Source organism: Pseudomonas quercus, assembly GCF_012033695.1.
Lineage (GTDB): Bacteria > Pseudomonadota > Gammaproteobacteria > Pseudomonadales > Pseudomonadaceae > Aquipseudomonas > Aquipseudomonas quercus.
Map to the genome: position 1 here is coordinate 1 of NZ_JAAVJI010000007.1, position 26291 is coordinate 26291.

Below are 26291 nucleotides of genomic sequence, written 5' to 3' on the forward strand. Positions count from 1 at the left end.
CTGTGGGACTGGCCGGAGCCGTAGGCGCAGACCGGGAACCTGCCGGGCTACCACAGGCGAGGTTTCTATAGGTGGGTTGCACACTGTGGGACTGGCCGGAGCCGTAGGCGCAGGCCGGGAACCTGCGGGCGCTGCGTGCCCGGCCAGTTCGCCCGCTCCGCAGGCTCCCACAGGCGAGGTTTCTGTAGGTGGGTTCCACACTGTGGGACGGGGCGGAGCCGAAGGCGCAGGCCAGGAATCTGCCGGGCGTTACGTGCACGGCCAGTTCGCCCGCTACGCAGGCTCCCACAGGCGAGGTTTCTGTAGGTGGGTTGCACGCTGTGGGACGGGTCGGAGCCGAAGGCGCAGGCCAGGAATCTGCCGGGCGCTGCGTGCACGGCCAGTTCGCCCGCTATGCAGGCTCCCACAGGCAAGGTTTCTGTAGGTGCGTTGCCCGCTGTGGGACTGGCCGGAGCCGTAGGCGCAGGCCGGGAACCTGCCGGGCTACCACAGGCGAGGTTTCTATAGGTGGGTTGCACACTGTGGGACTGGCCGGAGCCGTAGGCGCAGACCGGGAACCTGCCGGGCTACCACAGGCGAGGTTTCTATAGGTGGGTTGCACACTGTGGGACTGGCCGGAGCCGTAGGCGCAGGCCGGGAACCTGCGGGCGCTGCGTGCACGGCCAGTTCGCCTGGTACGTGGGCTCCCGCAGGGTTTGCAGAACAGGGCCTGTATCACCTGCGAATCACCTCACCCCGCTCGGCCGCCAACCGGGCCAGCAGCCGGTTCTGCACGGGCGTAGGCACGCCCTGGCTGTCCATCGAGGCCATCAGGTTTTCCACCAACGCATTGAACTCCGCAGGGCTGATCTGCTGGCCCTTGTGGGCTTCAGCCATGGTGTCACCGGTATAGGTACACGGGCCGCCCGCTTCAACGCAGAACTTTTCAACCAGCTTGCTTCTCAACCGCTCTGGGTCCACGTTGCGAAAGTGCTGCACAATACGCGGGTCTCGGGCAACGTTAAGCAACATGCCTTCCACGATACGTGTAATACCAGGTTTGCCACCCAAGGCCTGGTACAAGCTGTCATCCGCAACAGGCGCCTGGGTACACGCCGACAGCAATGCCACCAACCCCGCAACCAGCACCGCACGCCGCATCAGAAGCCCCCCTGAATAGACAGGTAGGTACCGTTCTGGTTATCCAGGGTGGCGATTTCGCCCAGCCGGGCATAGGCCAGTACCACGGATACATGCTTGGTCGGGAACCAGCCCACAAAGAGATCAGCCCAGTCGCTTTCACCCGCAAATGACAGGTTATCCGGCTTCTCCCGGTACTCCAGCCCTACCGCCCAGCGCGGGTTGAGCAACACAGCCACGGCCCCCTCCTTGAGCAGGCTACGGCTGGCCCGACGGTCGCCGCCAAAGCCCAGCAGGCCCAGCTCGTTAGCACGGCTGTAACGCAGGCCAGCGTTCACCAATAGGTTGTAGCCAAAGGCGCCGCCCATGAACAACCGGCTGGCCGCCAGGTACCCCTCTACGTCTTCATCGCGGCGCGCGCCGACTAGGCTGGGGATAAGAAAGTCCCTCTGGTGCTTGTATTCCAGCCCCAGGGATACCTGAGGCAGGCGGTCATAGATCAGGTCGCCGAACAGCCGCACCTTGGCCCCAAGCACGTCCTGGCTCAAGGTGTTCTCCGGCAGGTTCAGCGTGTGTACCAGGCTACCCAAGTCGAAGCGATTGCGTGCCACGGACAGCTCGATCCGGTTCCCATAGCCCACTGCCGCGCCCGCCACGTCCAGCCGGTAGTCCGGCAGTTGCACACGGGTAGCGAACACGGTGGCGCCGACCTGGCCCTCGTCCCCGTAGCCCGCAATCATGGCCCAGGGCGTAAGGCCACCGCCCGCCGCACCGTCAATGCTGCTTGCGCCACCGGTGGCCAGCAGGCGCCCCTGGCGGCCAGGCTCATCGGCAAAGGCCGGCATGCTTAGCGTTAAGGCTATGCCTAGCAGCGCGTTGGCAAACCGCTTCATCCCACCACCGTCTTAGCCGGTAAGTACACTGTTTTGCGTACCCAGGCTTCAAAGTGTTCAGCCGTCAAGGGGCGGCTGATGAGGTAGCCCTGGGCCGTGTCGCAATTCCAGCGTTCAAGCAGGCGCAGGCTGCGCTCATACTCCACGCCTTCAGCCACTACCTTGAGCCCCAGGTTATGGCTCATTTCAATGGTGGAACGCACGATCACGGCGTCTTCGCTGGTTTCGTCCAAGTCCCGCACGAAGGACTGGTCGATCTTGAGTTCTTGCACGGGCAAGCGCTTGAGGTGGGCCAGGGAAGAATAACCGGTACCGAAATCATCCACCGACAGGCTGATGCCGCAGTTTCGCAACTGGTGCAGCACGTGAAGGGCGGCCTCCGGTTCGCGCATGATGGCGCTCTCGGTGATTTCGAACGTCAGTTGCTGGGCAGGGACGCCATGGCTGCTCAGTAGGCGCGGCACCCGATCGGCCAGGTCCGTGCCCAGCAAGTCCTCAGCAGAGACGTTGACAGACAGTTCCACCTGCAGGCCCCGGCTGTTCCATTCAGCCAGTTGGCGAATGCTTTCGGCGATCACCCAGCGTGTCAGCGCCTGGATGCTGCCGGTACGCTCAGCCAAGGCGATGAACTCTCCGGGTGAAACCTGCCCGAACTGCGGGTGATTCCAACGCAGCAGGGCTTCGGCCTGGCGCACCTGGCCAAGGCGCAGGTCCAGCTTGGGCTGGTAGTGCAACAGCAGCTCACCGTTCTCGGCAGCGTTGCGCAGGTCGCGGATCAGGCTGACCTCGCGCAGGTGCACCAGGTCCCTGCCATGCTGGTACAACTGCAACCGGCCCGGCAGCGCCTGGGCATCGGTGCGGGCAATGGCCGCACGCGAGGCCAGCACGTCTGCACTGCTGCCGTCATCGGGGAAGACCGCAATGCCGATACTGGCATCCAGGCTGAAGTCGTGGCCGTCCAACCGCCGCGCCTTGAGCAGCGCTTGCTGCAACCGGTCTGCCACGGCCACGGCGCGTTGGGCGTCTACGGCTTCAAGTACCAACAGGTACTCACCCCCGATGAGGTGCGCCAGGGTATCGCCGGGCCGAAGCACCGGTTCAAGGGTCGGCCCTACGCTGCGCAACAGGTTCTCGGCAAAGCCTGTTCCGCCGTTGGTGGTCAGCGCTGCCAGGTTGTCCAGGGTCAGGCTCAGCACTGCCGCTGGCCGCTCTGCCGCGATGGCGCTGCCCAGGCGCTCCATGGCCAGTGCTCGGTTGGGTAGGCCCGTCAGGTGGTCATGGAGCGCATTATGGGCCAGGCGATGCTCACGCTCGGCAATACCGGCCTGCATCATGTTGATGGCACTGGCCAGGGTGCCGAATTCATCACTACGGCGCAGTTGTACCCGTACGTGATAGTCGCCTTGGCCGATACGCTCTGCGGCATCGGCCAAAACACGCACGGGGCTTGAAATCGTGCGCGCAAGCAACAGCGCGCCAATCAAAGAGGCCACCAGTGCGGCCAGCGCGATAATCAGGATGTCATGGTCCAGCGGCGCAAAGGCGTGCATGGCATCGTCCAGTGGGCTTTGCAGCAAGGCGATCACGCGCTCATCTGTGCCAGGCGCCCCTGCCAGCTCCAGGCGCTGTTCAAGAAAGCGTTGCCCGTCATGTTCACCCAGTGTAACCAGTGCAGGCGGGTGCTCGTTGAGCAGCCATTGAAGTAGCTCGGCACGCAGGCCTTGGGGTTGGGTCGTGATCAAGGCACTAGGCTGATCGCCGTTCACCGCCAGGAAAGACACTTGCAGGTTACTTAACGCGTGCAGTTCTTGGGCAAAGGCGTCGTCCATGGTGAACCCCATCACCACGCGGGCGATGGGGAGTGGCGCCAGTACTACAGCGTCCACCAGCAACACCGGCATGCCGCCCCACGCCACGATCAGCATGTTCTGGTTGCGTTTGCGTGCCTCACGCAGGGCTTGGTCGTAAGGGAACAGCGCTCCTTCAGCGAAGGTGGCGTGGGTACTGGCCATAACCTTGCCATCCATGCCCAGCAGCACGGCGTCACTGGCGCCGATACGGCCACCATGGTTGAGCAAGGCCGAGCGGATGGTGGCAGCGTCGGCGCTGGTGATAGCGTCTCGCAGGCCAAAGTCGGCGGCCAGCAGCTGCACGCCATCACGCAGGCGCCGGCCTCGCATGTCCAGCAGGCGTTCGAAGACGCGCCCGCCCACCTCCAGCTGTTGGTGAGCCTGTGCCTGCACGGCGTCACTGGTCGCCAGCTTGACCGCGACGGTCAAGGCCACAATCACCACCAGTAGCAACAGCACCAGTACCGTGCTGATACGCCATTGAACGCTATTCTTTGTTTTCACGCAGTGCCTTGCCGAACGCATCGCCGAATGGGCTGGTGGGCGGTACAGGTGCGTCGCTGGCCAGTGGCTGCACGGCCAGGGTGAACACTTTGCTCACGGCGGCTTGTGTGATCACCAGATTACCGCCGGCCTGGGGCTGCAGGTCTGCACGCTGGGGGTGCCACAGGGTCAGGCTGTAGCTGCCAGTAGGTAGATTGGCAAAGGTTACCTGGCCTTTGCTGTCCGTCACGCCGTACCAAGGGTCCTGAGTCACGTAAATATAGCCCAGCATCCAGTCATGGATATTGCAACCGAGCACCACAACGCCGGGCTGGTCGAACAGCACGGGGGCAGCTGGAATGCCTTCGTACAGGCGCAATTCGAAGCGCTTGCTGGGAGAGAAGGAGTACACCTGGTGGCGAATGTCGTCGCTGTTGGGAAAGGTCACCGCCGTGCCGGTGTGTATAGCCAGCACGTGGGGGTAGAACACCTTGTCCCGCTGGTCCATGTCGGCCTTCAACGGCCCAGGCGCAGCGCCAGGGGGGCCGGCCAGCGTGACTACCGCGTCCGCCAATGGCGCGCCCTGTGGGTCGATAAGGCCGACTTGCAACATCCCGGCACACACTGAGGTTGCCACCGAGCTGGCCAGTAACCACACCGCAATACGGCAGAAGAAAACACGCATCGCACACACTCACGTCAAATCTGGGAGGCCCCACTCAAGGGCTCTACACCGGCCGGGGTAACACTGCAGCATAGTGCAGCCAACGGGGTAGCGAGGCTCGATGTGGCACAGGGGCGCTGTACTTGGTTATCGGCCGTAATGCCCAATCCTTCAGCCCTCCCATTGAAACCCGCGACGCTGTGCCCCATCTAAGCGTTCATAGCCATTTTCGCAGGTGCCCCATGAGCGACCAGGATTCCGTTGTGGACCACTCCAATGTTTCAGACGAAGCGTCCGCTGAATCGGAGCAGGTAGAGCATTCCACCACTTCCAGCACCGAGCTGGTATTGCCGGGCCAGAACCTGCCGGACAAAGTGTATGTGATCCCGATTCACAACCGGCCCTTCTTCCCTGCACAGGTGCTGCCGGTCATTGTCAACGAGGAGCCTTGGGCAGAAACCCTGGACCTGGTCGCTAAAACGCCGCACCACTCCCTGGCACTGTTCTACATGGAAACCCCTGCCGAGGACCCGCGCCACCTGGACACGGACACGCTGCCTCTGTACGGCACCCTGGTGAAGATCCATCACGCCAGCCGCGAAGACGGCAAACTGCAATTCGTGGCCCAAGGCCTGTCCCGGGTACGCATCCGCACGTGGCTCAAGCACCACCGCCCCCCCTACCTGGTGGAGGTGGAATACCCGCTGCAGCCGGTGGAGCCTACCGATGAGATCAAGGCCTACGGTATGGCCCTGATCAATGCCATCAAGGAGTTGCTGCCGCTTAACCCGCTGTACAGCGAAGAGCTGAAAAACTACCTCAACCGCTTCAGCCCTAACGACCCCTCGCCCCTGACTGACTTCGCCGCAGCGCTTACGTCCGCTACCGGTGCCGAGTTGCAGCAGGTGCTGGATTGCGTGCCCATGCTGCGCCGGATGGAACGGGTGCTGCCAATGCTACGCAAAGAGGTAGAAGTCGCCCGTTTGCAGAAAGAAATCTCTGCCGAGGTGAACAAGCAGATCGGCGAGCACCAGCGCCAGTTCTTCCTCAAGGAACAGCTTAAAGTCATCCAGCAGGAGCTGGGCCTGACCAAAGACGACCGCAGTGCTGACATCGAACAGTTCGAGCAGCGGCTGGAAGGCAAGACATTGCCGGTACCGGCCCGCAAGCGCATCGATGAGGAAATGGGCAAGCTGGCCATTCTGGAGACCGGCTCACCTGAATACGCCGTAACGCGCAATTACCTGGACTGGGCCACTGCCCTGCCCTGGGGTGTGTATGGCAAGGACAAGTTGGAGCTCAAGCACGCTCGCAAGGTATTGGACGCCCACCATGCAGGCCTGGGTGATATCAAGAACCGCATTCTGGAGTTCCTGGCCGTAGGCGCCTACAAGGGCGAGATCAGCGGCTCTATCGTACTGTTGGTGGGCCCACCAGGCGTGGGTAAGACCAGTATCGGCAAATCCATCGCCGAATCCCTGGGCCGGCCGTTCTACCGTTTCAGCGTGGGCGGCATGCGCGACGAGGCCGAGATCAAGGGGCACCGCCGTACCTACATCGGCGCCCAGCCCGGCAAGCTGGTGCAAGCGCTTAAGGATGTGGAGGTGATGAACCCGGTCATCATGCTCGATGAAATCGACAAGATGGGCCAGAGCTACCAGGGCGACCCGGCATCTGCCTTGCTCGAAACCCTGGACCCTGAGCAGAACGTGGACTTCCTTGACCACTACCTCGACCTGCGGCTGGACTTGTCCAAGGTGCTGTTCGTGTGTACCGCCAACACGCTGGATTCCATTCCCGGCCCCTTGCTGGACCGCATGGAGGTGATCCGCCTGTCTGGCTATATCACCGAGGAAAAGCTCGCCATCGCCAAGAAGCATCTGTGGCCCAAGCAGCTGGAAAAAGCTGGGGTGTCGAAAAACAACCTCACTATCAGTGACAGCGCCTTGCGCCTGGTGATCGAAGGCTATGCCCGCGAAGCCGGTGTACGCCAGCTGGAAAAACAACTGGGCAAGGTGGTGCGCAAATCCGTGGTCAAACTGCTGGACAACCCGGATGCGGTGATCAAGGTGGGCCCCAAGGAGCTTGAAGCCTACTTGGGCATGCCTGTGTTCCGTAGCGAACAGGTGCTGTCGGGCGTTGGCGTGATCACCGGGCTGGCCTGGACCAGCATGGGGGGTGCCACCCTGCCTATCGAAGCCACACGCATCCATAGCCTTACCCGGGGGTTCAAGCTCACGGGGCAACTGGGTGAGGTGATGAAAGAGTCCGCGGAAATCGCCTACAGCTATATCACGGCCAACCTCAAGCAGTTCGGTGGCGAGGCTACCTACTTCAACGAAGCTTTCGTACACCTACATGTTCCTGAAGGGGCTACCCCCAAGGACGGCCCTAGCGCAGGCGTGACCATGGCCAGTGCCTTGTTGTCTCTGGCCCGCAACCAGCCACCCAAGAAAGGCGTTGCCATGACGGGCGAGCTGACCCTGACGGGGCATGTACTGCCCATTGGCGGGGTACGCGAGAAAGTGATCGCAGCGCGCCGCCAAAAGCTCAACGAGCTGATTCTTCCAGAGGCCAACCGGGGTAACTTCCAGGAACTGCCGGACTACCTGAAGGAAGGGATTACCGTACACTTTGCGAAACGCTTTACCGATGTGGCCAAGGTGCTGTTCCAAGGTTAACGGTTCCGGGCGTCGCTTGCCTGCGCTATGCTCGCAGGCGTCGCCCCCGCCTGGATGCCTGTCGATGCCTGTTTTGCGTAGCCTTTTCCTTGCCAGCCTGGCCCTGCTTGCCGCTTGCGTGGGACGTCACACGCCCGATGCCTCGGTGGCGTTCGACTTGAGCCGGCAACAGCAATGCCCTGTGGTATTGGCCAAGGGCCAACTGCTTATTGTCACGCTCCCTAGCAACCCCACCACCGGCTACCGCTGGCTGGTGCAGAACCCAGCACCCGCTGCGCTGCGCAGCCTCGGGCCTGAGGTGTACACCAATGCCGAAGACGCTGGAATCGTAGGCGTGGCGGGCCAGTCAGTATGGCGCTATCGCGCTCAAGGCCCCGCCACGGGCAAGCTGCTGATGGTGCTGCAGCAACCCTGGGCACCTGAAGTGAAGCCCGTGCAGACCTTTGCGTGTGATATTGAGGTGCAGTAAGCCGCGCCAAGCTTCAAGCTTCAAGCTTCAAGCTTCAAGCTTCAAGCAAAGGCATCACAGGCCGCCATTACGCGATCCGCCTTTACTTGTAGCTTGTAGCTTGTAGCTTGCAGCTCTAAAATTCTCCGCCCCCGCCCTACCCGCAGACCTCCCGTGACCGAACGCCCTGATCGTCTTTTCGCCCAACCTCTGGCCCAGGTGCCCGACTTCGTCTTCAACGATGACGTGGTGCGGGTGTTTCCCGACATGATCAAGCGGTCAGTGCCGGGCTACCCGGCTATCGTGGAAAACCTAGGCGTGCTGGCGGCACGCTTTGCCCAACCCCATACGCACCTGTATGACCTGGGCGCTTCATTGGGCGCGGTTACCCAGGCGCTGCGCCGACATGTTCGCCAGGACGGTTGCCAGGTCATAGCCCTGGATAATTCGCCCGCCATGGTTCAGCGCTGCCAGGAGTACCTCAAGGCGCAAGACGGCATGTACCAGGAACTGCTGCCCGTGCAGGTCATGGAAGCCGACATTCTGGAGGTTGCGTTCAAACCAGCCTCAGTCGTGGCGCTGAACTTCACGCTGCAGTTCATCGCGCCGCAACACCGCCTGGCACTGCTGGCCCGCCTTCACCAGGCACTGGTACCGGGCGGCGCGTTGCTGCTGTCCGAAAAACTGCGCTTTGAAGACCCCCACGCTCATCACCTGCTCACTGAGCTGCACGTAGATTTCAAGCGCGCCAATGGCTACAGCGAGCTGGAGATTGCCCAGAAGCGCAGCGCCATCGAACATGTGATGAAGCCCGATACCTTCGAAACGCACCGTGACCGTTTGCTGGCTGCTGGCTTCAGCAAAGTCATCCCCTGGTTTCAATGCCTCAACTTCGCCTCGATGATTGCCCTGCCATGATTGACCTCGCTCCTCTCGTCCGCCGCCTGGCCGGCTCTCCCCTCGCCGATTGGGCCAATGGCCTGCAAGCCGACCTGAACAACCGGCTGGAAAAAGGCCACGGCGACCTTCAACGCTGGCAGGCTGCACTCAATGCCCTGCCGGTGTTAACGGCGAGTGAGGTGGACCTGGTCCACGGCCTGGCTCTGGAGGGTGACTGCGACGACAGCACCCGACACCAGCTGCACGACGCCCTGATGGGGCTATCGCCCTGGCGCAAAGGCCCTTTCAATGTGTTTGGTGTGCACGTAGACACCGAATGGCGTTCGGACTGGAAATGGGCCCGCGTGGCGCCCCATCTGAACCTGCGTGGCAAACGCGTGCTGGACGTAGGTTGCGGCAACGGTTACTACCAGTGGCGCATGTTGGGGGCTGGGGCTGAGAGTGTGATCGGCATCGACCCCAACTGGCTGTTTTTCTGCCAGTTCCAGGCGTTAAGCCACTACCTTCCAGCCTTGCCCGCCTGGCACCTGCCACTGGCCCTTGAAGACCTGCCGCCAAACCTTCAGGGATTCGACACTGTGTTCTCAATGGGCGTGCTTTATCACCGTCGCTCCCCCATCGACCATCTGTTTGCCTTGAAGGATTGCCTGGTCAAAGGGGGCGAACTGGTGCTGGAAACGCTCGTGGTAACCGGTGATGAGCGTCAGGTGCTGGTGCCGGAGGACCGCTACGCGCAAATGCGCAACGTCTGGTTCCTGCCCTCGGTAGCCGCGCTGGAATTGTGGGTACGGCGCGCCGGTTTCATCGATGTGAAATGCGTGGACGTCAGCTACACCACAACTGACGAACAGCGCAGTACCCCGTGGATGCGCTATCAGTCATTGGAGCACTTCCTGGCCCCAGAGGATCACACTAAAACCGTGGAAGGGCTGCCCGCGCCGATGCGTGCAGTGATTACGGCGCGCAAGCCAGCGTGACCTGTTACCGAGCGAACCTCAACGGATCAAGTTAAGCTTTACGCCTGTCTAAAGCCCTTTGCCAGCCTTAATGGTACTTACCGGAGGTCACCCTTATGAGCAATCGCCAGGCCGAAATCGCCGCAGCGCTGAACGTCGTTCCCCCCTTTGCCAATGAGGCAGCGCTGGTGGCCGAAGTCGACCGCCGCAAAGCCTTCATCAAGCAAACCCTGCGCAACGCTGGCTTGAAAGTGCTGGTACTGGGCATCAGTGGCGGTGTGGACTCAAGCACAGCGGGCCGCTTGGCGCAGTTGGCGGTCGAAGCGCTTCGCGAAGAAACGGGTGACAGTGCTTATCGCTTTATTGCCGTGCGCCTGCCCTATGCCCAGCAGCATGACGAAGAAGATGCCGCCGCCGCCATGAAGTTTGTAAACGCAGACGAGGAGGTGACGGTGAACATCGCAGGTGGTGTACAGGGGCTGGATGCTCAGTTGGACGCACTCACCGTGGCCAAGCCTTTGACCGACGCACGCCGTGATTTCGTGCGGGGCAATACCAAGGCGCGTATACGTATGGTGGCGCAATATGCCATTGCCAACGCCAACGATGGGCTGGTGATTGGTACGGACCATGCCGCTGAAGCCGTGATGGGGTTCTTCACCAAGTTCGGTGATGGGGCCTGCGACCTTACGCCCTTGGAAGGGCTGGTGAAAGGCCAGGTGCGCGCCATTGCTCAGTATCTGGGTGCACCCGAGAAGCTGTTCGCGAAAACGCCAACAGCCGACCTTGAAGAACTAACCCCAGGCAAGCCAGACGAAGACGCCCATGGGGTGACCTACCAGGAGATCGACGCCTTCCTACACGGGCAGCCCGTGCGCCAGGAGGCCTATGACACCATCGTGCGTACCTACGACAAGACGGCGCACAAACGCCGCCAGCCGTATGCGCCGGAGTAGCCTTATCTAGCGGTGGGCTCGATCTGCAGCGGCCACGATCAGTGCTTTCATCTCAGCTACGGCGGCCGGGAAGCCAACGAACAGAGCATGGGCCACTAAGGCGTGGCCAATGTTCAGTTCGTTAATGCCTGGGATGGCGGCTACAGGCTCCACATTGTGGTAATGCAAGCCATGGCCCGCGTTAACGATTAGCCCCAGGCTTAGACCCAGCGCTACGCCTTCGGTAATGCGCTGTAACTCAAGCGCCGCCTCTTCGGCGGTATGCGTATCTGCGTATCGCCCGGTGTGCAACTCAATGGCCGGAGCCCCAGTCCGGGCCGATGCCTGGATCTGTGCCGGGTCAGCGTCAATGAACAGTGAAACCTCGCTGCCTACAGCGCTCAGCCGCTCCACGGCATCACGGATACGCGCTTCCTGGCCCGCAACATCCAGGCCGCCTTCCGTGGTCAGCTCCTGCCGTGTTTCAGGCACCAGGCACACATGTTCTGCGCGTAGGCGCTCGGCGAACTCAAGCATCGTGTCTGTGACGCCCATTTCGAAGTTCATGCGGGTTTGCATCACTTGCTTGAGCAACAGCACATCCCGCTCCTGAATATGCCGGCGGTCTTCACGCAGGTGAACGGTGATACCGTCGGCGCCAGCCTGCTCAGCATCCAAGGCGGCCTTCACCGGGTCCGGGTAGCGCGTACCGCGGGCCTGACGCAAGGTGGCGACGTGGTCGATATTGACGCCCAACAAAATACGGGTGCGGGTGGTCACGGAAAAACTCCCTGGCTCTAGGTGACTGCAGGATACGTGGGATAGGCCTGGTACGCACCCATGGTGATGTAGTCGCACTTCCCGGCCTCCGCCTTCGGCTACGACCGGTCCCACAAGGAACGCACAGCAGGGCCATTGTAGGAGCTGGCGAAGCCCGCGAACCTAGCCCAACGCGTTGTGCCATACGTTCCCGGCCTCCGCCTTCGGCTACACAGCAGGGCCATTGTAGGAGCTGGCGAAGCCTGCGAACCTGGCCAACACGTTGTGCCATACGTTCCCGGCCTCCGCCTTCGGCTACGACCGGTCCCACAAGGAACGCACAGCAGGGCCATTGTAGGAGCTGGCGAAGCCTGCGAACCTGGCCCAACGCGTTGTGCCATACGTTCCCGGCCTTCGCCTTCGGCTACACAGCAGGGCCATTGTAGGAGCTGGCGAAGCCTGCGAACCTGGCCAACGCGTTGTGCCATACGTTCCCGGCCTCCGCCTTCGGCTACGACCGGTCCCACAAGGAACGCACAGCAGGGCTATTGTAGGAGCTGGCGAAGCCTGCGAACCTAGCCCAACGCGTTGTGCCAGACGCTCCCGGCCTCCGCCTTCGGCTACGGCCGGTCCAACTGGCAGCGCATAGCAGGGCCAATGCGTCGCCGTGCTCGTCACACTTTGCGAAACAGTTCGCGACTCATCAGAGGTTTGCCGCCCAGGTGCGCCGCCAAGGCTTGGCGCATCAGGCGCTTGGCTGCCAACAGTGCACCCTCGGCGGCCCAGTCCGCATCAGCCATGGCCAGCAGGTCTGCCCCTTTGAACAGCCCTGGCGCGAAGCTGGCTACGCGCTCCAGGCCCTCCTCCGTGCTGAGCCGATAAAGCCCCTGCGCTTCAACGGGGTGGCCGCTATTGTCCTGGTCCAGTGCAAAGGCGTAACCCAGCTCTACTAACAACCGCCATTCGAACGCTCGCAACAAGGGCTCCAAGGGATGGCCCTGGGCGAGGGCTTCGAGGGTAAGGGCATACTGCTCATACAGCGCAGGGTTTGCCGTCTCGAAAGGCAGCAGGCGAACCAGAAGCTCGTTCAGATAGAGGCCGCTGAATAGCGCTTCGCCCACCAGCCAGGGGCTATTGCCTGCGCTTTCGAACCGACCTACGCTGCGCAGCTCGCTTTTGCCCCGAAATTCGACCATTAACGGCACGAAGGGCCGTGCCAGGCTGCCGGTCTTGCCACGGGCGCTGCGCAGTACCCCGCGCACGCGACCGCCTGGCGTGAAGAAGTCCACTAGCGCGCTGGTTTCACGGTAGGGCCGGGTATGCAGCACAAAGGCTGGCTGAGCCTCTGTGCTACTCATGCACGCACCCGCCGGTTATACGTCACCGTAGCCAAGCGAGCGTAGGGCGCGCTCGTCATCAGACCAGCCGTTCTTCACCTTCACCCACAGGTTCAGCATCACCTTGTTGTCGAACATCTGCTCCATGTCCTTGCGCGCTTCCATGCCGATGCGCTTGATACGCTCACCTTTGTCACCAATGATGATCTTCTTCTGCCCGTCACGCTCCACCAGGATCAAGGCATGGATGTGCAAGGTAGCGCCCTGCTGCTTGAACTCCTCGATTTCGACAGTGATCTGGTAAGGCAGCTCGGCACCCAGCTGGCGCATGATTTTTTCGCGCACCAGCTCGGCCGCCAGAAAACGGCTGCTGCGGTCGGTGATCTGGTCTTCCGGGAAGAAATGCTCATTTTCTGGCAAGTAATTGCCAATCAGGGCTTCCAAGGTATCCAGGTTGTGGCCCTGCTGCGCGGAAATGGGCATCACTTCGGCCTTTGGCAACTGTTGCTGCAGCCACTCAAGGTGCGGGATGAGCGCGGCTTTGTCTTCCAGGCGGTCGGTTTTGTTGATGGCCAGAATCACCGGGCCTTCCACGTATTGAACACGCTCAAGCACCATCTGGTCCTCGTCGGTCCAGCGGGTGCGGTCCACCACGAAGATCACCACGTCCACGTCCTTGAGGGCTGCAGAGGCCGTCTTGTTCATGTAGCGGTTCAGGGCCTTGTCATTGTCCTTGTGCATACCGGGGGTATCCACGTAGACAGCCTGCACGTTGCCCTCGGTCTTGATACCCAGCATGGTGTGCCGCGTGGTCTGGGGCTTGCGGGAGGTAATGGCCAGCTTCTGCCCAAGGATATGATTGATCAGCGTCGACTTGCCCACGTTAGGGCGGCCAACGATGGCGACATAGCCGCAACGGGTTGCAGGGGTATCAGTCATTGCCATTCTCCACACCCAGGGCGATCAGGGCTGCGGCTGCAGCCACCTGTTCGGCAATGCGCCGGCTAACGCCCTGGCCCCGACTTTTTTCATTGAGCAAAGCCACTTCGCATTCCACGAAAAAGGTGCGGCAATGCGGTTCACCCTGGATATCCACCACCTCGTAACGCGGCAAATCACAGGCACGGGACTGCAGGAATTCCTGCAACCGAGTTTTGGGGTCCTTGTTGGTGTCCACCAGCGTAAGGCTTTCGAACTCACCGGCTAGCCAGGCCAATACCCGCTCGCGCGCCGTGTCCATGTCGGCATCCAGGTAGATGGCGCCAATAAGCGCTTCCAGCGCATCTGCCAGAATGGATTCGCGCCGGAACCCCCCGCTCTTGAGCTCTCCCGAACCCAGCCGGAGGTACTCGCCCAAGTCAAAGCCCCGGGCCAGCAGCGCCAGGGTTTCACCTTTTACAAGGCGCGCGCGCAGCCGTGACAGCTGCCCTTCGCGGGCCTGCGGGAAGCGGTCGTAGAGTGCTTCGCCTGCCACGAAATTGAGAATGGCATCGCCAAGGAATTCGAGCCGTTCGTTGTTGCGACCGGCAAAGCTGCGGTGTGTCAAGGCCAGCAGCATCAGGTCCTTGTCTTTGAAACTGTAGCCGAGCTGACGCTCCAGGCGGTTCAAGGTGTTCTGGTTCACGGGTTATGCACGCTGGTCTGGTGATCGAAACTGACGACCAGGTCGATATTGCCCGCCAGGTGTTCGCGCTTCTCATAGGCCAGGTGTGCCACGAGGCCGCCTTGTTGTTCGGTAATGCTCAACGCTTTTTTCAAATCCAGATCCCGGATGTTATTGACCTGCAGGCTGCGGCTAACGTAGTCGAAATAGCCACCCGCCCCGTCGGCTTTGGCCGCTGGGTCAGTTGCCGCTTTGTCCATGGCCTTCTTGATAGACCAGAAATCGAGGTAGTGAGGGCCTAGCCGTGCCCCGGCAATGGCGATGAAGATAACGGCTACCAACAGCACCAGGCTTCCGATCAGGGACGCACCACGCTGGGATCGTACTGGGTTCATGCAAGCCCCCTGCTCAGCGTTACCGGGAAAACCTCACAGGCGCTCATGGAGCACCTGGAAGTTAGAACAGGCCTTACTTGATCAGGCCTACACGATCCAGTGTAGGCATATGACGCATTTTCGGCTCGGGCCAGCTCATCCATACCGCAAACGCCTTACCGACGATATTGCGGTCTGGCACCATGCCCAGCAGGTCCTTGGGAATGCTGGTGTCATCCCAGTAGCGGCTGTCGTTGGAGTTGTCGCGGTTGTCGCCCATCATGAAGTAGTGACCGGCAGGCACGGTCCACTCTCCTCCCGGCAGCATGCGGTAGGCAGCCATCTGCTGATGGATAAGGTGCTCGGCTTTGCCGATCTGCTCTTTGTAGACCCCCACTTCACCCAGTTGCGGATCGAAGGTGGTGCCTACCATCTGCTCTTCTACCAGCGCACCGTTGACATACAGGTGTTTGTCCGACGTATACCGGATGGTGTCTCCTGGCGTACCTATTACCCGCTTGATGTAGTTCACCGAAGGGTCGCTGGGGTAGCGGAACACCATCACATCACCACGCTGAGGGTCGCCCACGGCAATCACTTTGGTGTCCAGCACCGGCAAGCGAATACCGTAGGAAAACTTGTTCACCAGAATGAAGTCGCCCACTTCCAGCGTGGGTTTCATGGACCCGGAGGGAATCTGGAACGGCTCCACAAGAAACGAGCGCAGCACCAGCACGATGAACAACACCGGGAAGAACGACTTGCCGTATTCGACCAGCAACGGCTCCTTGTTCAACTGCTCCAGCACAGCAGGCTCTGGCTGAGCCACGCTGCCCTGGTAGTTCGCAATGGCGGCTCGCCGCCGTGGTGCGTAGTACAGAAGGTCCAGCAGACCCAGCAAGCCACACACGGCCACGAGAATAACCAACAACAGCGGGAAGTTAAGAGACATAGAACCTGCTATTCCAACCTGAGTACGGCAAGGAAGGCTTCTTGTGGAATTTCCACATTGCCTACCTGCTTCATACGTTTCTTACCGGCCTTCTGCTTTTCGAGCAGCTTGCGTTTTCGGCTGACGTCGCCGCCATAGCATTTGGCCAGAACGTTCTTGCGGAGTGCCTTGACGGAGGTCCGCGCGATGATCTGGCCGCCAATGGCTGCCTGGATCGCCACGTCGAACATCTGGCGAGGAATCAGCTCCTTCATTTTTTCCGTCAGTGCACGCCCTTTGTAATGGGCGTTGTCCCGGTGAACGATCAAGGCCAGGGCATCGATCTTGTCGCCGTTGATCAGTACATCCAGCTTCACCAGGTTGGCCGACTGATAGCGGTCGAAATGGTAGTCGAGCGAAGCATAGCCACGGCTGGTGGACTTGAGGCGGTCGAAGAAGTCCAGCACCACCTCGTTCATGGGCAGGTCGTAGCGTACCTGCACCTGGCTGCCCAGGAATTGCATGTCCTTCTGCACGCCACGCTTTTCCACGCACAGGGTAATCACGTTGCCCAGGTGCTCCTGGGGAACCAGGATGGTGGCTTCGACGATAGGCTCGCGGAAGTCCTCGACCGAGGAGACGTCGGGCAGCTTGGACGGGTTGTCTACGTAAAGCGTTTCGCCCGTTTTCATCTTCACTTCGTAGATCACGCTTGGCGCCGTGGTGATCAGGTCCAGGTCGTATTCGCGCTCCAGGCGCTCCTGAATGATCTCCATGTGCAGCATGCCCAGGAAGCCGCAACGGAAGCCGAAGCCCAGTGCGTCCGAACTTTCCGGTTGGTATTGCAGAGAAGAGTCGTTGAGGGTCAGCTTCTGCAGAGCCTCACGGAAATCCTCGAACTCATCGGAGCTGGTGGGGAACAGGCCCGCATACACTTGCGGCTGGATACGCTTGAACCCTGGAAGCACCTCCACATCGGGGGTGGTAGACAACGTGAGGGTGTCACCTACTGGAGCCCCATGGATGTCCTTGATGCTGCCGATGATGAAGCCCACTTCACCCGCTTTCAGGTCAGCGGTAGGTGTGTGCTTGGGTGTAAACACGCCCACGCTGTCCACCAGGTGGGTTTTACCCGTGGACTTGACGAGGATCTTGTCGCCTTTTTTCACCCGACCGTGGCGTACCCGCACCAGCGAGACCACACCCAGGTAGTTATCGAACCAGGAGTCGATGATCAGGGCCTGCAACGGCGCATCGATGTTGCCTACCGGAGCCGGAATAGTGTGTACCAGGCGTTCGAGTACCTCTGGCACGCCCATGCCGCTCTTGGCACTGCAGGCCACGGCGTCGGTAGCATCGATGCCGATGATTTTCTCGATCTCTTCCTTGACGCGGTCCGGGTCGGCCTGGGGAAGGTCCATCTTGTTGAGCACGGGCATTACTTCAAGGCCCTGCTCGATGGCGGTATAGCAGTTGGCGACCGACTGCGCCTCTACACCCTGCCCTGCATCCACGACCAGCAGAGCGCCTTCGCACGCTGCCAGGGAGCGGCTGACCTCATAGGTGAAGTCTACGTGGCCAGGGGTGTCGATGAAGTTCAACTGATACGTCTTGCCGTCGTTCGCCTTGTAGTGAAGGGTCACGCTATGGGCTTTGATGGTAATCCCACGCTCGCGCTCAAGGTCCATCGAATCGAGCACCTGGGCTTCCATCTCACGGTCGGCAAGGCCACCGCACATCTGGATGAACCGATCGGCCAGCGTCGACTTGCCGTGGTCGATGTGGGCGATGATGGAGAAATTGCGGATATGACTCAGATCACTCACAGATCAACACTCGAAAAGGCCTTGGGCCGGGCGCCCGACAAAAAATAGCCGGGCATTGTACCTGATGCAGCGCACCTTGTGGGAGGGCCTGCATGTTAGCGGGTATCAGGCATGAAAAAGGCGATCCGAAGATCGCCTTTTTCGAGGGCCTGCGTTACTCGGCCAACTTGAAGGTAATGAAGCTGGCGCGCCCCTGGCGCAGTACGCGCATGGACACCGAGCGATTCTTCGGCAGCCCTTTGGCCACGTCCGTGAACTGCTTGGCTGAGGTGATAGCCTGGTTGTTCAGGTGTGTGATCACATCGCCTGGTTGCAGGCCAATCATGGCAGCGGGGCCATCCTGAACGTCCTTGATCAGCACGCCGCCTTTAAGGTCGGCAGCCTTTTTCTGCTCATCGGTCAGGTCGGCCACAGCAACACCCAGGCGGTTGCTGCTGCGCTCAGGCTGACCATCTGCGCCAGCGGCTGCATCCATGTCATCTTCATCAGGCAGCGCGCCTACGGTCAGGTCCAGGTTCTGGCGCTTGCCGTCGCGAATAATCTCAAGGGAGGCCTTGGCACCTGACTTGAGGCCACCTACGAGGTGGGGAAGGTCTGCCGACATGATGATGGGCTGGCCATTCATGCTGAGAATCACATCACCTACCTGCAGGCCACCCTTGGCGGCTGGCCCATCCTGCATCACCTGCGCTACCAATGCGCCGGCTGGCTTGTCCAGCCCGAAGGACTCGGCCAAGTCCTTGTTGACCTCTTGAATGACAACACCCAGCCAACCGCGGCTGACCTTGCCGTCTTTCTTGAGCTGATTGGAGACGTCCAGCGCCACGTCGATCGGAATAGCGAACGACAGCCCCATGAAGCCACCCGAACGGGTGAAGATCTGCGAGTTGATACCCACCACTTCCCCGTTCATGTTGAACAGCGGACCACCCGAGTTCCCTGGGTTGATGGCCACATCGGTTTGAATGAACGGTACATAGGAGTCATTGGGCAGGGTGCGGCCCTTGGCACTGACAATACCTTTGGTAACGGAGTGGTCGAAGCCAAACGGCGAGCCGATCGCCAGTACCCATTCGCCCACCTTGAGCTTATCCGAGTCGCCCAGTTTGACCGTAGGCAGGTTCTTGCCATCGATCTTGAGCAACGCCACGTCGGTGCGTGTGTCAGTGCCGATCAGCTTGGCCTTGAGCTCGCTGCGATCAGACAGGCGAACGATGATTTCATCGGCGTCGGCCACCACATGGTTGTTGGTCAGCACATAGCCGTCGGGCGAAATGATGAAACCTGACCCAAGCGACTGCGCTTCACGCTGACGGTCACCCCGGTTGCGCGGTGCGTTCTTTGGCATATTGCGCTCGAAGAACTCGCGAAACATGGGCGGCAGGCCTTGAAGGTCAGGCATCTGGCTGTCAGCTACGCCACGGTTGGGCAGCTTCTGAGTAGTGCTGATATTCACAACCGCAGGGGAGGCTTGCTCCACCAATGTGGTGAAATCAGGCAGCGCCTCTGCTTGGGCGGTCACAACCTGCCCCAGCATGAGCACTGCGGCGAAGAGCGACAGGCAGGTTTTCAAGCGTGGTATCGACATACGGCTCCCGTAGATTACGAGGATGGTTAAGCGAAGGGGCGTCCCTGGTCCCGTACCGGGGCGGCAAAGCAACGCACGCTTCCTGGTAGTAGTGACCTATAAAAAAAACAGGGTCGCATTGCAACTGTATCGTCTGAACTTTCATGTTGCATTTTGCTACATGAATCAAAATTTAACGCCTTTGAAGCGCGCTTTCAGACAATCACGCCTCTCCTTAACGGCTAGGGCTACTGAACCCTATGGCAACATTTCATGTAGCTAGAGCCCCCCCTAGATCCCCCACCAGAAACGCAAATGCCGCACATAAGTGCGGCATTCAGGGTAACCCAGGGGGGCGGTAAGCTTACCGCTGTGTGCCTTGAGCCGCCGGGGCTTGCTGCCAACCGGCCTGATCCTGTACAGCGGGCGCTTTAACAGCATCGCTGCTCTCGCTTTCCGTGTAACCCGCCAGTACCGCAGGCCCTTGAGCCTGTGGGGCCACCAGTGCAGGCTGCGGAGCCTGTTGCGCAACTTGCGCGCCACCGATGTCGTTCTGGTTATACAGGCGAACACCTGCCAGCACGGCCAGCGTGACGGAAGCCGCCACGGCCAGGCGGCCTACACTGCGCCAAGGATTACTAGCTGTACGGACAGGAGCAGCTTCATCAGCAAGCGCCGCTGCTACCGCTGCTGCCAGGTCCAGTTTAGGTTCAAGCAGCTCCTTGTGCATGGCAGCTCTTGCAACCTGATAGCGAGACCAGGTGGCGCGCGCTTCACTGTCTTCCACGGCAGTCAGCACACGGCGTAATTCAAGTTCGTCCGCTTCGTTATCCATCACCGCGGACAGCGATTCCTGCAGGGCTTCACGACTCATTGCGGTTCCTCTCTTGGCTGTCGCCGCTGTCTCAGGTTTCCTGCAGCAATGGCTGCAAGGCTTTGTCTATGGCTTCGCGAGCGCGGAAAATACGCGACCTCACGGTGCCCACCGGACATTGCATCACGCTGGCAATGTCTTCATAACTCAGGCCATCGAACTCACGCAGGGTCAATGCCGTGCGAAGGTCTTCCGGCAACTGCTGGATGGTCCGGTGGACGGTGCCCTCGATCTCATCCCTCAACAGCGAGCGTTCCGGCGATTCGAGGTCCTTGAGGCCATGATCGCCATCGTAGAACTCCGCATCCTCGGAGCTGACATCGCTGTCTGGTGGCCGTCTTCCGCGGGACACCAAATAGTTTTTCGCCGTGTTGATGGCGATCCGGTAAAGCCAGGTGTAGAACGCGCTATCACCGCGGAAGTTACCCAAGGCCCTGTACGCCTTGATGAACGCTTCCTGAGCTACGTCCTGTGCTTCATGGGTATCGTGCACAAAGCGCACGATCAATCCGAGAATCTTGTGCTGGTACTTGAGCACCAACAGGTCGAACGCACGCCGATCACCGCGCTGAACGCGCTCGACCAGCTGTTGGTCTTCTTCCTGGGTTAGCATGAACACTCCTCGATACGCGCCAAGGAGCGCTGCAAGAGCCATCGTTCAGGCTTGCAACCATAGACTCGGGCTTTGTGCAAAAGTTCTCCCCTCTACGCAAGTTTCCTGCCCGTAAATTCGGGTACAAGAAAAAACGCACCAGGCACTTACCTGCTGCGTGACAATCCGGATGCCCGGTGACTGACAGGCCGCCCCAGGGGGTTATGCACTGTCGTACCGTGTTGTGATAACTCACCTATGGATCGTGCCCCAATCAGGAAAGTTCCCAGATCAAGATAGCCGATTTCCTACAAGCTAGGCCATCAAGCCCAGCCTTTTAGCTCCCCAGCGGGACATTAACATGGCTCCGCTTGTACGCCGCTGGTATAAATATCGACTGCCCATCTGGCACAATGGTTCCATTGTGCCATAAGCGCCGCAGTGGAGCGTTTACAAGGCTTTCATGCCTCCCCTGCACCTGGGCGTTCAGATAAAACCGGCCCCCAAGCCGCAGGAGTTTTCCAGCCACATGAGTCAGCATCTGCATTACGACGTATTGGTCATCGGCAGCGGTGCCGCAGGCTTGAGCCTTGCCTTGAACCTTCCTGCCCACCTCAGCATTGCGGTATTGAGCAAAGGCGAACTCTCGAACGGTTCAACCTATTGGGCACAGGGCGGCGTTGCGGCAGTACTGGACGATGCCGATACTGTGGACTCTCATGTGCGAGACACCTTGGATGCAGGCGGCGGATTATGTCAGGAAGACGCCGTACGCTTCACGGTGGAACATAGCCGCGAGGCCATAGAATGGCTTATAGACCAAGGGGTTCCGTTTACCCGTGACGAAGCCGCCTCGGTGGAAGATGGCCATTTCGAATTCCACCTGACCCGCGAAGGCGGCCATAGCCAACGGCGTATTATCCACGCGGCAGACGCTACCGGCGCCGCCATCTTTAACACCCTGCTGGCCCAGGCTCGCCTGCGACCCAACATTGAGTTGCTGCAGCAACGCGTTGCGGTCGACCTTATTACCGAAGCCAAATTGGGCCGCGAGGGTAACCGCTGCCTGGGTGCGTACGTGCTGGATCGCAAGACAGGTGAGGTGGATACCTTTGCGGCCCGTTTTACCGTGCTGGCCACCGGGGGCGCGGCGAAAGTGTACTTGTATACCAGCAACCCCGATGGTGCCTGCGGGGATGGTATCGCCATGGCATGGCGCGCAGGGTGCCGGGTGGCAAACCTGGAATTCAACCAGTTTCACCCCACGTGCCTGTACCACCCCCAGGCAAAAAGCTTTCTGGTGACGGAGGCCCTGCGCGGAGAAGGCGCTGTACTCAAGCTACCCGATGGTGAGCGTTTCATGTCGCGCTTCGATCCACGCGAAGAGCTGGCACCACGGGACATCGTGGCGCGCGCCATTGACCATGAAATGAAGCGCCTGGGCGCCGACTGCGTGTACCTGGACATCAGCCACAAGCCTGCCGACTTCATACGCGCCCACTTCCCTACGGTGTATGAGCGGTGCCTGGCGTTCGGGATCGATATCACGCGCCAAGCCATCCCTGTGGTGCCCGCCGCCCATTACACCTGTGGTGGCGTGATGGTCGACAGCGAAGGCCGTACTGACGTGCCCGGCTTGTATGCCATTGGGGAAACCACCTTCACCGGTCTGCATGGGGCCAACCGCATGGCCAGCAATTCGCTGCTGGAATGTTTTGTGTATGGGCGCTCCGCGGCCGAGCACATCCAGGCACAGCTACCAGCGGTCACGCCCCCTGCTGCCCTTCCCACCTGGGACGCCAGCCAAGTAACGGACTCGGACGAAGATGTGGTGATCGCCCACAACTGGGATGAATTGCGCCGCTTCATGTGGGACTACGTCGGTATTGTCCGCACCACCAAGCGCCTCACCCGTGCACAACACCGGGTGCAGCTACTATTGGCGGAAATCGATGAGTTCTACAGTAACTACAAAGTAAGCCGCGACCTGATCGAGCTGCGCAACCTGGCACAGGTGGCGGACCTGATGATCCGCTGCGCCCTGCTACGCAAGGAGTCCCGAGGGCTGCACTACACGCTGGATTACCCAGGCTTGCTGGATGAGGCCAGGGATACGGTGCTGGAGCCCGCCTGCCCTTGACCTCGGCCGTAACCCCCCTTAACAAGCGACAGCACATACTTACGCTCATAACCGACCTTGGCCCGGTACGCCGTGCCGTCATCCGTCCAACCCTGCGCCTGATACAGGTGCAAGGCGGCGGTATTGCCAGGGTCCACCGACAGCACCAGTTCCTTGATATCAGGCCATAGGGCCTGGGTGGCAGCCGGAAGTGCCCGTAGGCACGCTGTCCCCAGGCCTTGGCGCTGGAAACGGCGATCTATTTGAAAGGAATGCATCAATGCCGCCGTGGGGCCTACCCACGCGGGGGTGAGCGGCGCACGCATCAGCATCAAAAACCCCACGGGCCGTTCCTCTCTCAACACTGCCCAGGCGACTTGCGCTGAAGCAGGGCGGTCCATCAGCAGGTAGAGCGCACTTTCTACTGTGCCACAGGCCTCGCGCTGCCAAGGTTCGACATCCAGCCCTAGCACAGCCTTGCGCTGCCCGGCATTGAGGTTACCGTAAGGCACCAGGCAGGTGGAACCGGGCGTCATGCGTCTGACTCCTGAGAAACGGGAGGGGTAAAGAGGTGGCGGTCCCAACGCAGCCTCACGCGCAGCCGCCGATGGGCCTCAGCGCCCAGTGAGTCTGCCGGAATGCAGGCTGAGCGGACCCACCAGTGGCCCGGTGTACGGAACCGCAGGATCACGACCGCAGGCAATGCCATGCTGTCTGGGCACAACTGAACCGCCTGCCATCCCAGGCTGCGACTGAACACGGCCCAACCTTGCGGGCTACGGCGCACGCCACTGACCGCACAGGCTGCGCTCAACAGAATATGGCGGGGAAACACCCAGGCACCATGGGCAAGGCATGCCGCCACCATCCCCAGCCTTACGCTGGCAGGCAACTGCAACACGAAGGTGGAACACACGGCCAGCAGCAGTGTGGCGCCGTAGGCCGCAAACAGCCGACGCGACGGCTGCCAGCGGCATTCGAACACGTCACTTGGGCTGGACACGGTCCAGGATCATGCGAACCATCCGCTGCAGCTCCGGGTCTTCGGACTCGCTGCGCTCCATGAACCAGCCGAACATGTCCTGGTCTTCGCACTCAAGCAGCCGGACATACACGGCGCGGTCGGTTTCGTTGAGCGAGGGGTACACTTCCTTGACGAAAGGTACCAACAGCACGTCCAGCTCCAGCATGCCACGGCGGCTATGCCAGTACAGGCGGTTAAGTTCGATGTCCGCGACCATGGTGGGCTCCTTGGAAAAGGCCGCCAGTATACAGAGCAAGCCTTGCCAGGGCACACCAAGGGTGTGAGCGAATATGGCGTGCCTGTTTATTTTGCTTGCGCCGCACTATGATGGGCACACATCCGCTCAGCTAAGTGACTCATGCCCGACTCTCCTTTTTTCTGTGCGCTCGACCACGAGGGCGTTCTTGCAGTTCGCGGCTCGGATGCCAGCAAATTCCTGCAAGGCCAGCTCACCTGCAACCTCAACTACCTGGGTGCCGATGCCAGCAGCCTGGGCGCTCGCTGTACGCCCAAGGGCCGTATGCAGTCGAGTTTTCGCATCGTTCCTCAAGGCAATGGCTACCTGCTGGCGATGGCCAACGAACTGGTAGAGCTGCAGTTGGCTGACCTGAAGAAATACGCCGTGTTTTCCAAGGCTACCCTTACCAACGAAACACCACAGTGGGCACGGTGGGGTATCAGCCAGGGCGACGCGTGGCTGGCAAGCCTAGGCATTCAGTTACCAGAAGCGCCCCACGCCATGGTGAGCCAGGGTGATGCGATGTTTATCCGCGTATCGCCAGGCCGGGCAGAAGCCTGGGTGCCGGCCGAACAGGCTGAAGGGTTGCGCTTGCAGTTGGCTGAGGGCTTGCCCACAGGCCACCTCAATGACTGGCTGCTGGGGCAGGTTCGCGCAGGTATAGGCCAGGTGTTCGGCCCTACTCACGAACTGTTCATTCCCCAGATGCTGAACCTGCAAGCCGTTGGTGGTGTGAGCTTTAAAAAGGGTTGCTACACCGGCCAGGAAATCGTGGCGCGCATGCAATACCTTGGGAAGCTCAAGCGCCGCTTGTATCGCCTGGCGTTACCGGAAGGCGAGCTGCCAGCACCAGGCACACCGCTGTGCTCGCCTGCACATGCCAGTGCAGTAGGGGAAGTGGTAGTGGCTGCCGCCGCGCCTGGCACAGTAGAGTTGCTGGCCGTGTTGCAGAACGATGTGGCCGAGCAGGGTGAAGTGTTCCTGGGTACTGCGCAAGGGCCGCACCTGACGCTGCTCGAGCTGCCTTACACACTGGACCGCGATCGCGAGATTCAGCGCTAGCCTGTTGTACAAGGTGTGTTCGCCCAGGCTTGATGCCTTATAACCCGAGAGGCCCCATGAGCGAGCTGGCCCAAGCGGTTCAAAACGACTTGCTGGTCGCCATCGACCGGGATGATCTGATGCTGCCCACGCTGCCTGAAGTAGCGCTGGAAATCCGCCGGGCAGCCGAGAACAGCGAAGTGAGCGTCAGCGAACTCAGTAGGGTCGTGGGCCGTGACCCCGCACTCAGCGCGCGCCTGATCAAGGTGGTGAACAGCCCCCTTCTGCGAAGCCAGGTAGAAGTGACCAGCCTGCAGGCGGCAATCACTCGCCTGGGGGTCAACTATACCTGCAACCTGGCGATCGGCTTGGTGATCGAACAGATCTTCAACGCTCGGCAGCCTGTGGTGGAAGCCAAATTGAGGGAAATCTGGAGCCAAAGCATTGCCGTGGCCGGCATTGCCTATGAAATTGCGAGGCGCCAGCCGCACCTCAAGCCAGACCAGGGAGCGTTGGCTGGTATGGTCCACCTGATCGGTGTCTTGCCCATATTGACGTACGCCGAAGAACACAACGACTTGCTCAGTGACCCCATCTGCCTTAACCACGTGATAGACCGCATTCACCCGGTGATCGGCGCACGCATTCTCAAATCCTGGGACTTTCCTCGCGCACTGACAGAGGTGCCTTTGCTGTACCTGGACTACGAACGGGAACAGGCCAAGGCCGATTATTCAGACGTAGTGCAGATGGCATCGCTACTGAGTACACCCATTGAGCAGCGACCCTCCATCAGCGGGCTACCCAGCTATCAGCGCCTGCGCATGGATGCACTTGACCCACCCTTACTAGGGTGTGAGCTGGCTGATGCACGGACGATGCTGGCTTGAGCGCATGCGGGCGCGTGAACAGAACGAACCTAGCCTCTTCCTGAGCAAATGAACGATACTGGCCCTGTCTCCCTAGAACCTTGTTCGCCCGCTGCGCGGGGCTCCTACAGAGACTTACTAAACTCATCGCCATGCGCTATCACTGTGGGACTGGTCGCGGCCAAAGGCGGAGACCGGGAACGTCGCC

25 protein-coding genes are annotated in these 26291 nt (G+C 60.6%); 8 read left to right on the forward strand and 17 right to left on the reverse strand.

Features of this window, described 5'->3' with window-relative positions; genetic code table 11:
- Positions 1–714 precede the first annotated feature (714 nt).
- From HBH25_RS12955 to HBH25_RS12970, 4 genes are read right to left on the reverse strand one after another with little or no spacing between them, the layout of a single operon-like run.
- Positions 715–1140: a group I truncated hemoglobin gene (locus HBH25_RS12955; protein ID WP_168084333.1), complete on the reverse strand. Its 426-nt coding sequence runs from the start codon at positions 1138–1140 to the stop codon at positions 715–717.
- Complete coding sequence (locus tag HBH25_RS12960) at positions 1140–1964, reverse strand: DUF3034 family protein (RefSeq protein WP_229631913.1); 825 nt, start codon at positions 1962–1964, stop codon at positions 1140–1142. The genes HBH25_RS12955 and HBH25_RS12960 overlap by 1 nt, the downstream gene beginning before the upstream one ends.
- Positions 1965–2008: 44 nt before the next feature.
- Positions 2009–4366: a putative bifunctional diguanylate cyclase/phosphodiesterase gene (locus tag HBH25_RS12965; RefSeq protein ID WP_168084335.1), complete on the reverse strand. Its 2358-nt coding sequence runs from the start codon at positions 4364–4366 to the stop codon at positions 2009–2011.
- Positions 4350–5030 (reverse strand): methylamine utilization protein, encoded by a 681-nt coding sequence (locus tag HBH25_RS12970; protein ID WP_420708481.1) that lies wholly within the window; start codon positions 5028–5030, stop codon positions 4350–4352. The genes HBH25_RS12965 and HBH25_RS12970 overlap by 17 nt, the downstream gene beginning before the upstream one ends.
- Before the next feature lie 221 nt (positions 5031–5251).
- On the opposite strand from HBH25_RS12970, the gene lon reads away from it, so the two are divergent.
- From lon to nadE, 5 genes are all read left to right on the forward strand, one after another.
- Complete coding sequence (gene lon, locus HBH25_RS12975; RefSeq protein ID WP_168084336.1) at positions 5252–7690, forward strand: endopeptidase La; 2439 nt, start codon at positions 5252–5254, stop codon at positions 7688–7690.
- Between the two features lie 64 nt (positions 7691–7754).
- Positions 7755–8159, forward strand: a complete 405-nt coding sequence (locus HBH25_RS12980; RefSeq protein ID WP_168084337.1) for a protease inhibitor I42 family protein — start codon at positions 7755–7757, stop codon at positions 8157–8159.
- Between the two features lie 153 nt (positions 8160–8312).
- Positions 8313–9056: a carboxy-S-adenosyl-L-methionine synthase CmoA gene (gene cmoA, locus HBH25_RS12985; protein ID WP_168084338.1), complete on the forward strand. Its 744-nt coding sequence runs from the start codon at positions 8313–8315 to the stop codon at positions 9054–9056.
- Positions 9053–10015 carry a tRNA 5-methoxyuridine(34)/uridine 5-oxyacetic acid(34) synthase CmoB gene (cmoB, locus tag HBH25_RS12990; RefSeq protein ID WP_168084339.1) on the forward strand — a complete coding sequence of 321 codons (963 nt, stop codon included), beginning with the start codon at positions 9053–9055 and terminating at the stop codon, positions 10013–10015. The genes cmoA and cmoB overlap by 4 nt, the downstream gene beginning before the upstream one ends.
- 95 nt (positions 10016–10110) lie before the next feature.
- A complete protein-coding gene (gene nadE, locus HBH25_RS12995; protein ID WP_168084340.1) occupies positions 10111–10950 on the forward strand; it encodes an ammonia-dependent NAD(+) synthetase in 840 nt (279 codons plus the stop codon).
- 6 nt (positions 10951–10956) lie between these two features.
- Here the strand turns inward: nadE and pdxJ are convergent, their stop codons facing one another.
- The 10 genes from pdxJ to rpoE all read right to left on the reverse strand — a co-directional run bounded on the left by pdxJ (position 10957) and on the right by rpoE (position 20813).
- Positions 10957–11709 carry a pyridoxine 5'-phosphate synthase gene (pdxJ, locus tag HBH25_RS13000; RefSeq protein ID WP_168084341.1) on the reverse strand — a complete coding sequence of 251 codons (753 nt, stop codon included), beginning with the start codon at positions 11707–11709 and terminating at the stop codon, positions 10957–10959.
- Between the two features lie 653 nt (positions 11710–12362).
- The gene (gene recO / locus HBH25_RS13005) at positions 12363–13046 is read right to left on the reverse strand and encodes a DNA repair protein RecO (RefSeq protein WP_168084342.1); all 684 of its coding nucleotides are present in this window, start codon (positions 13044–13046) and stop codon (positions 12363–12365) included.
- Between the two features lie 15 nt (positions 13047–13061).
- A complete protein-coding gene (gene era, locus HBH25_RS13010) occupies positions 13062–13964 on the reverse strand; it encodes a GTPase Era (protein WP_168084343.1) in 903 nt (300 codons plus the stop codon).
- Positions 13957–14649, reverse strand: coding sequence for a ribonuclease III (gene rnc, locus HBH25_RS13015; protein WP_168084344.1), 693 nt, complete (start codon positions 14647–14649; stop codon positions 13957–13959). Before rnc ends, era begins: the two co-directional genes overlap by 8 nt.
- Positions 14646–15023 carry a DUF4845 domain-containing protein gene (locus tag HBH25_RS13020; RefSeq protein ID WP_168084345.1) on the reverse strand — a complete coding sequence of 126 codons (378 nt, stop codon included), beginning with the start codon at positions 15021–15023 and terminating at the stop codon, positions 14646–14648. The genes rnc and HBH25_RS13020 overlap by 4 nt, the downstream gene beginning before the upstream one ends.
- Before the next feature lie 73 nt (positions 15024–15096).
- On the reverse strand, positions 15097–15954 hold the full coding sequence (lepB, locus tag HBH25_RS13025) for a signal peptidase I (protein ID WP_168084346.1): 858 nt from the start codon (positions 15952–15954) through the stop codon (positions 15097–15099).
- Positions 15955–15962: 8 nt separating this feature from the next.
- Positions 15963–17759: a translation elongation factor 4 gene (lepA, locus tag HBH25_RS13030; protein WP_168084347.1), complete on the reverse strand. Its 1797-nt coding sequence runs from the start codon at positions 17757–17759 to the stop codon at positions 15963–15965.
- Positions 17760–17913: 154 nt separating this feature from the next.
- Positions 17914–19341: a DegQ family serine endoprotease gene (locus tag HBH25_RS13035; RefSeq protein ID WP_195755886.1), complete on the reverse strand. Its 1428-nt coding sequence runs from the start codon at positions 19339–19341 to the stop codon at positions 17914–17916.
- A 349-nt stretch (positions 19342–19690) separates the two neighbouring features.
- On the reverse strand, positions 19691–20200 hold the full coding sequence (locus HBH25_RS13040) for a sigma-E factor negative regulatory protein (RefSeq protein ID WP_168084349.1): 510 nt from the start codon (positions 20198–20200) through the stop codon (positions 19691–19693).
- Between the two features lie 31 nt (positions 20201–20231).
- Positions 20232–20813, reverse strand: coding sequence for an RNA polymerase sigma factor RpoE/AlgU (gene rpoE / locus HBH25_RS13045; protein WP_003252049.1), 582 nt, complete (start codon positions 20811–20813; stop codon positions 20232–20234).
- Positions 20814–21321: 508 nt separating this feature from the next.
- Here rpoE and nadB point away from each other — a divergent pair.
- Entirely contained in the window at positions 21322–22932 is a 1611-nt protein-coding gene (gene nadB / locus HBH25_RS13050) for an L-aspartate oxidase (RefSeq protein ID WP_168084350.1), read from the forward strand.
- On the opposite strand, the gene HBH25_RS13055 is transcribed toward nadB, so the two are convergent.
- Genes HBH25_RS13055 through HBH25_RS13065 form a run of 3 tightly spaced genes read right to left on the reverse strand, consistent with a single transcriptional unit; the run spans position 22875 to position 24152 of the window.
- Positions 22875–23447: a GNAT family N-acetyltransferase gene (locus HBH25_RS13055; protein WP_168084351.1), complete on the reverse strand. Its 573-nt coding sequence runs from the start codon at positions 23445–23447 to the stop codon at positions 22875–22877. The two genes, nadB and HBH25_RS13055, sit on opposite strands and share 58 nt — an antisense overlap.
- The gene (locus HBH25_RS13060; protein ID WP_168084352.1) at positions 23444–23914 is read right to left on the reverse strand and encodes a protein YgfX; all 471 of its coding nucleotides are present in this window, start codon (positions 23912–23914) and stop codon (positions 23444–23446) included. Before HBH25_RS13060 ends, HBH25_RS13055 begins: the two co-directional genes overlap by 4 nt.
- The gene (locus HBH25_RS13065; RefSeq protein ID WP_168084353.1) at positions 23898–24152 is read right to left on the reverse strand and encodes an FAD assembly factor SdhE; all 255 of its coding nucleotides are present in this window, start codon (positions 24150–24152) and stop codon (positions 23898–23900) included. The genes HBH25_RS13060 and HBH25_RS13065 overlap by 17 nt, the downstream gene beginning before the upstream one ends.
- Positions 24153–24293: 141 nt before the next feature.
- Between HBH25_RS13065 and ygfZ the strand changes: the two genes are divergently transcribed.
- Together ygfZ and HBH25_RS13075 are read left to right on the forward strand one after the other, a co-directional pair.
- On the forward strand, positions 24294–25235 hold the full coding sequence (ygfZ, locus tag HBH25_RS13070; protein ID WP_168084354.1) for a CAF17-like 4Fe-4S cluster assembly/insertion protein YgfZ: 942 nt from the start codon (positions 24294–24296) through the stop codon (positions 25233–25235).
- A gap of 56 nt (positions 25236–25291) precedes the next feature.
- Positions 25292–26104 (forward strand): HDOD domain-containing protein, encoded by an 813-nt coding sequence (locus tag HBH25_RS13075; protein ID WP_168084355.1) that lies wholly within the window; start codon positions 25292–25294, stop codon positions 26102–26104.
- Positions 26105–26291 lie beyond the last annotated feature (187 nt).

Excerpts from the sequence above, each read along its gene's own strand:
- HBH25_RS12955 (WP_168084333.1), bottom strand. The coding sequence starts at position 1,140 with ATGCGGCGTGCGGTGCTGGTTGCGGGGTTGGTGGCATTGCTGTCGGCG.
- HBH25_RS12960 (WP_229631913.1), bottom strand. The coding sequence starts at position 1,964 with ATGCCGGCCTTTGCCGATGAGCCTGGCCGCCAGGGGCGCCTGCTGGCC.
- HBH25_RS12970 (WP_420708481.1), bottom strand. The coding sequence starts at position 5,030 with ATGCGTGTTTTCTTCTGCCGTATTGCGGTGTGGTTACTGGCCAGCTCG.
- lon (WP_168084336.1), top strand. The coding sequence starts at position 5,252 with ATGAGCGACCAGGATTCCGTTGTGGACCACTCCAATGTTTCAGACGAA.
- HBH25_RS12980 (WP_168084337.1), top strand. The coding sequence starts at position 7,755 with ATGCCTGTTTTGCGTAGCCTTTTCCTTGCCAGCCTGGCCCTGCTTGCC.
- cmoB (WP_168084339.1), top strand. The coding sequence starts at position 9,053 with ATGATTGACCTCGCTCCTCTCGTCCGCCGCCTGGCCGGCTCTCCCCTC.
- nadE (WP_168084340.1), top strand. The coding sequence starts at position 10,111 with ATGAGCAATCGCCAGGCCGAAATCGCCGCAGCGCTGAACGTCGTTCCC.
- recO (WP_168084342.1), bottom strand. The coding sequence starts at position 13,046 with ATGAGTAGCACAGAGGCTCAGCCAGCCTTTGTGCTGCATACCCGGCCC.
- era (WP_168084343.1), bottom strand. The coding sequence starts at position 13,964 with ATGACTGATACCCCTGCAACCCGTTGCGGCTATGTCGCCATCGTTGGC.
- HBH25_RS13020 (WP_168084345.1), bottom strand. The coding sequence starts at position 15,023 with ATGAACCCAGTACGATCCCAGCGTGGTGCGTCCCTGATCGGAAGCCTG.
- lepB (WP_168084346.1), bottom strand. The coding sequence starts at position 15,954 with ATGTCTCTTAACTTCCCGCTGTTGTTGGTTATTCTCGTGGCCGTGTGT.
- HBH25_RS13040 (WP_168084349.1), bottom strand. The coding sequence starts at position 20,200 with ATGAGTCGTGAAGCCCTGCAGGAATCGCTGTCCGCGGTGATGGATAAC.
- rpoE (WP_003252049.1), bottom strand. The coding sequence starts at position 20,813 with ATGCTAACCCAGGAAGAAGACCAACAGCTGGTCGAGCGCGTTCAGCGC.
- nadB (WP_168084350.1), top strand. The coding sequence starts at position 21,322 with ATGAGTCAGCATCTGCATTACGACGTATTGGTCATCGGCAGCGGTGCC.
- HBH25_RS13055 (WP_168084351.1), bottom strand. The coding sequence starts at position 23,447 with ATGACGCCCGGTTCCACCTGCCTGGTGCCTTACGGTAACCTCAATGCC.
- HBH25_RS13065 (WP_168084353.1), bottom strand. The coding sequence starts at position 24,152 with ATGGTCGCGGACATCGAACTTAACCGCCTGTACTGGCATAGCCGCCGT.
- ygfZ (WP_168084354.1), top strand. The coding sequence starts at position 24,294 with ATGCCCGACTCTCCTTTTTTCTGTGCGCTCGACCACGAGGGCGTTCTT.
- HBH25_RS13075 (WP_168084355.1), top strand. The coding sequence starts at position 25,292 with ATGAGCGAGCTGGCCCAAGCGGTTCAAAACGACTTGCTGGTCGCCATC.